The organism is Rhizobacter sp. P1_G5 (assembly GCF_056405435.1).
Genome location: NZ_JBFUCB010000483.1, coordinates 1 through 4763, shown reverse-complemented (window position 1 = coordinate 4763; position 4763 = coordinate 1). Strand labels below are relative to the sequence as shown.

The window sequence follows — 4763 nt, the reverse complement described above, 5'->3', positions numbered from 1 at the left end:
ACCGAAGAGAACCGATCGCTCTTTCTGCAGTACGTCAGAGCATCTCTGCCGAAGCATCCTCCGCCGGAAGCTCAATCGCCCGACGAGTTTGCACGTGCGGTCGTAGGGTTGCGGGAAAGCGAGCGGCAATGGAATCGGGCGCTCATGACAGCCTTGGTTGATGCAGACGATCTACACAATGCTCGGGCCTCGAAAGAGGCGGTAGAGAAACTGAACGCTTTTGCGGATTCTTGCCCGTGGAAACTCTTTGAAGACGTAGCCCGAGGTCAAGCCGGCGAGTACGAGGCCCGCGGGTAGTCGTACGAAGGGCGGTGCTCGGCCAGGAGCGGTCTGTCGTGACAGGCTGCTTCGGGGTAGTCTTTCACGACATTCACCAGCCCTCGCAGCATGCACATTGAAGCAACGCCAAGGTCAGCAGCAGTTGCTGGTGCATGGGCCGTTTTCGGGCTCGTTCCATTCGAGAGGTGGATGGATCATCACAAAATCAGCTCGGTGCTCGAAGTCAATCTCCTCTGGTTAGCGGCTGCGGCGTTCTTTTTCTTTGTGCCGAGCTACTTCCTGGTCATCGGGAGTGGCAACGCACCTTTCGGTCACACATGGCTCCTTGATCGAGATGAACGCGCACGATATGGCGTCATTGCGAAGCGCATGCTGATTTGGTTTCTCTCGGCAGCGGTAGTCGGCGCTGTTTGGTCTGAAGTTCTGAGCCTCTTTTGGAACAACTGATCAAGCTTCGAGTTCTGTCGGCCGTCGGAGTGCTCGCAGTCGGCCATGAGCGGTCCGTCGTGAGCGGCGGCTTTCGGGTGCCGCGTTAGGATGCTCAGTCATGAAGAGCTTCAACCGCCTTGACCGTGTCATCGTCTCCTCCCTTGGCGGATGGAAGCAGGCTAGCCTTGGAACTATCGTCAGTGAGCCGGAGCCGATCGAAACCTTGAAAGGGCCTGAGTGCTTCTACTGGGTTGAGTTTGACCAAGCACAGCAGACGATCGACGGTAACGATGCATATCGCAAAGCTCAGATCTTGAGCTGCTACCTGGATCGGGCATGAGTCGCTGAAGTCCGGGCTCTGCCACGAACTGCAGCGTCTCCCTTAACCCTCACAACTCACGTCTTCACCGTGTCCATGTTCAGCATTGAGCCCTTGTCACCAAAGACGTGGCCCGCGTTCGCCGCCCTCGTGGAACGTCATAACGGCGTCTGGGGCGGGTGCTGGTGCGTCGAGTTCCACCCGGACGGAAAGCTCAGGGGTTCGCATCGGCGCGCACTGAAGGAGCGCAAGGTTAGAGAGGGCACCACCCGCGCTGCTCTGGCCTTCGACGCCGATCGCTGTGTCGGTTGGTGTCAATTCGGGCCACCAGACGAGTTGCCGAGAATCAAACACCTGCGCGTCTACACTGCCGGACTGGAAACGCTGCCGCAGTGGCGCATCACTTGCTTCTTCGTTGACAAGGAGTACCGAGGCAAGGGTGTAGCGTCTGCAACACTCTCTGGCGCGCTAAGGCTGATCGCAGAACTTGGTGGTGGCAGTGTCGAGAGCTACCCCGAGGACGTCGAGGACCGGGAAGTCTCGGGTTCCTTCCTCTACAACAGCCGCATGGCCATGTTCGAGCGCCAGGGCTTCGAGCGTGTGCGCCGCCTAGGCAAGAACCACTGGGTTGTTGCACGGTTCGTAGCGGCGGTCCAGTGAGGCTCAACCCTGTGCTCTTGCGCCAACCTCATGCGCTCCGAATGGCGCCCACCTGGCTCTGCTTCCCCGCTCCATGCACATTCTGTTGATCGAGGACGATTTCGACCTGGGCCACGCGCTGCAGACAGCACTGCGAACTGAAGGCCACACCAGTACTTGGCTGCGCCGCACCAACGATGCGCCGCTCCGGCTGGACCCTGCCGCGCAGGACGCCGTGCTGCTCGATCAGACGCTGCCCGACGGCGACGGCCGCCTGCTGCTGACCCGCTGGCGCCGCCAGGGCAGCACGGTGCCGATCATCGTCATCACCGCCCGCATCGCGCTGGAGGACCGCCTCGCCGGCTTCGACGGCGGTGCCGATGACTACGTCATCAAGCCCTTCGAGATGCCCGAGTTGATCGCCCGGCTGCGCTCGGTGCTGCGACGCTGTGCCCAGCAGGCCAGCGATTGCTGGGCCGTTGGCGAGTTGACTCTGGAGCCACGCCGCCAGCGGGCGCTGCTGAATGGTGAGGAACTGGCCCTGTCGCCGCGTGAGTACCAGTTGCTGCTGGAGCTTGCCCGCGAGCGCGGTGGTGTCGTGCCCAAGCACCAGCTCGCGCAGCGCCTCGCGCCGTTGGGCGAGCCGCTGGAGTTCGGCACGCTGGAAGTACACATGGCCAATCTGCGGCGCAAGATCGGCGCTTCGCGCATCGGCACTCTGCGCGGTGTGGGCTACTGGCTGGAATGCGCATGAACCTGCCGGGGTTGCGGCCCACGCTCACGCGCCGGTTGATCGGCGCGCTGCTGCTGGCTTTCACGTTGTTTGCGGTGCTCATCCTTGTGGAGGACCAGCTCGACATCCAGCAAACCCTGGCCACCGACCCGGGCGTGCGCCAGTTCGGCCGCCAACTCGCCGCAGGCCTGGAGGCCATTGACGACCCTGCGCTGGCGGCGCGCGTGCTGGAGGCCGACCTGCGCCACGTCAACCGGCTGCGCGAGCGGCAGCCCATGTTTCAAGGCCCGCTGCTGGCCCAACTCGTCGACACCGCCGGACACAGCATCTACGCGACTTCGCCGGTGGTCGAAGGTGCCGAGCCCGGCGTCGGTGAGCACACCATCGCCGGCAAGACCTATTGGACCTACCGACAGGACAACCCGCGTTGGTCGTTGCGCCTGGCCGAGCCGGCCCCTTCGCGCGGCAGCCTGCTGAGCTTTGCCAGCTGGGAGCTGGGCAAGCAGTTGCTGCTGGGTTTCCCGCTGATGCTGCTACCGCTGTGGGTGGCCGTGTACACGGGCTTGGCGCCGCTGCGRCGCTTTGCGCGCCGGTTGCACGGACTGGACCTGAAGCAAGACCTCGCGCCCCTGGGCGTTGACCTGCGCTACGGCGAGCTGCACCCCGTGGGTCAGGCTTTTGACGCATTGCTGCAGCGCCTACGCCAGCACCGCGCACGCGAACGCGCCTTCGTCCACGAAGCCGCACACGAGTTGCGCACGCCGCTGGCCGTGGTGGCCACACAAGCCTACGCGCTCGTGCAGGCGGGCGATGCCGCGTCGCGCGAATCGGCAGCGACCGCACTRCAGCAGGCCATCAAGCGCAGCGCCCATCTGTCGCGCCAACTGCTGGACCTGGCCAGCCTCGACAACGACCAGCCTGGTGCTACGGCCGTCCTCGATCTCGCCCACTTCTGTGCGGACCGGCTGGCCGAGCAGGCCGGCTTCGCGCGCGACCGCGGCATCGCGCTGGTGCTGGCCGCGCCCGAGCAGTTGTCGGTTCACGTCGACGAGGTGGCTCTGCACTCGGTGCTGCAGAACCTGCTCGACAACGCCTTGCGCTATGTTGGCCGTGGCGRGCGCATAGAGGTGAGCCTTCAACTGACTCCCGACGGCCCCCGTCTCGGTGTGGCCGACGATGGCCCAGGGATCGCGCCAGCCGATCGACCACTGGTGTTCGAGCGCTTCTGGCGCGGCGCGGGTCACGATGTGGAGGGCACCGGTCTGGGTCTCGCCATTGTGGCGCGGGCTGCCGAGCGGTTGGGCGCGCAGGTCACGGTCGGCGATGGCCTCGCGCGGCCGGGCGGCCACGGTGCGCACTTCGAGCTGCACCTGCCGGCCTCCGCCTTGGGCGTCCCTTAAGGCACGGCTTTCAACAATGTCCCGGTCACTTTCCAACCGACCGGAGCCATTCTTGAGAACCCTGCTTCTTGCAGCTGCCGCCCTCCTTGCCGCTGCCTCAGCCCACGCCGCCGACCCTTCTCCCGAACATTATCTCGGCCTCAACCTCACCACGCCGGGCGAAGCCAACTTCGACATCAACGGTCGCAGAGTGCCTAGCGACAACCACCCACGCGCGATGAAGCTCTACGCCGGCGTGCAGTTCACACCCAGCTGGGCGGCCGAGCTGGGCTATGGCGCCTTCGGCAGCTGGCACGCGGCCGACCCAGCGCCAGGCTCGACCTACCAGCTCAGGCTGTCCTCCGAACTCGTCTATGCGGCCGCCCGCGCCACGATGCCGCTGGGCGAATCGTTCGCGTTGTTCGGCAAGTTCGGCCTGGCGCTGAACCGGTTGGGGATGCATGACTCGTCAGGCCACTCGGATCACGAGACGTATGTTCGGCCGATGATCGGCGTCGGCCTGGAGTGGAAGCTCACGCCCCAGGTCTCGACGACGGTCGAGTACGCTCACTACGGCTCGCGCGGCAGCGGCAGTGATCGCTTCACRCAGCAGAAGGCCGAGGTGGGCCTGGCCTTCAGGTTCTAGCGTGGCAGCGGGCACGGCCCCTCGCGGCCGATGTCGCGCGACTTCAGCCGCGAGACATGCCTAATGGTCCTGATCGCTGTTGCCTGCTGGCGCGCACCCTCCGCTGCGATGGCGTGCCCATGCGTGCCTCTGAGTGTCTGCTCTGCGACAGCCAGTTCGGGTCTCCATCGGACTCTGAGCAGGTGAGGTACTGCAGTGCGGCCGCGGAAGCGTCGTGTCGCGAGCGGGCGCAGCGCTACGATGTCGACAAGCGCCCCCTGGCAAGTCAGAGGCGCTCGCAAGCGCGGCTGAAGCTCATCAGCTCGCCGCTGTGGGAGTTGTCGCCCGGTGCTTGTGAAG

The 4763-nt window shown here is 64.8% G+C and carries 7 protein-coding genes; all 7 read left to right on the top strand.

The features are described from left to right. Positions 1-297, top strand: a 297-nt coding sequence (locus AC1D12_RS25115) for a hypothetical protein (RefSeq protein WP_477843595.1), incomplete at its 5' end; no start/stop codon positions are given. A 90-nt stretch (positions 298-387) separates the two neighbouring features. Then, positions 388-726: a hypothetical protein gene (locus tag AC1D12_RS25110; RefSeq protein WP_477843593.1), complete on the top strand. Its 339-nt coding sequence runs from the start codon at positions 388-390 to the stop codon at positions 724-726. A 100-nt stretch (positions 727-826) separates the two neighbouring features. After that, a complete protein-coding gene (locus tag AC1D12_RS25105) occupies positions 827-1048 on the top strand; it encodes a hypothetical protein (RefSeq protein ID WP_477829762.1) in 222 nt (73 codons plus the stop codon). 75 nt (positions 1049-1123) lie between these two features. After that, positions 1124-1687, top strand: a complete 564-nt coding sequence (locus tag AC1D12_RS25100) for a GNAT family N-acetyltransferase (RefSeq protein ID WP_477843597.1) — start codon at positions 1124-1126, stop codon at positions 1685-1687. 73 nt (positions 1688-1760) lie between these two features. Next, a complete protein-coding gene (locus AC1D12_RS25095) occupies positions 1761-2420 on the top strand; it encodes a response regulator (protein ID WP_477843591.1) in 660 nt (219 codons plus the stop codon). Next, positions 2417-3799, top strand: a complete 1383-nt coding sequence (locus AC1D12_RS25090) for a sensor histidine kinase (RefSeq protein ID WP_477843590.1) — start codon at positions 2417-2419, stop codon at positions 3797-3799. Before AC1D12_RS25095 ends, AC1D12_RS25090 begins: the two co-directional genes overlap by 4 nt. A gap of 52 nt (positions 3800-3851) precedes the next feature. Continuing rightward, positions 3852-4424 (top strand): outer membrane beta-barrel protein, encoded by a 573-nt coding sequence (locus AC1D12_RS25085; protein ID WP_477843588.1) that lies wholly within the window; start codon positions 3852-3854, stop codon positions 4422-4424. Positions 4425-4763: the final 339 nt, after the last annotated feature.

Excerpts from the sequence above, each read along its gene's own strand:
- AC1D12_RS25110 (WP_477843593.1), top strand. The coding sequence starts at position 388 with ATGCACATTGAAGCAACGCCAAGGTCAGCAGCAGTTGCTGGTGCATGG.
- AC1D12_RS25105 (WP_477829762.1), top strand. The coding sequence starts at position 827 with ATGAAGAGCTTCAACCGCCTTGACCGTGTCATCGTCTCCTCCCTTGGC.
- AC1D12_RS25100 (WP_477843597.1), top strand. The coding sequence starts at position 1,124 with ATGTTCAGCATTGAGCCCTTGTCACCAAAGACGTGGCCCGCGTTCGCC.
- AC1D12_RS25095 (WP_477843591.1), top strand. The coding sequence starts at position 1,761 with ATGCACATTCTGTTGATCGAGGACGATTTCGACCTGGGCCACGCGCTG.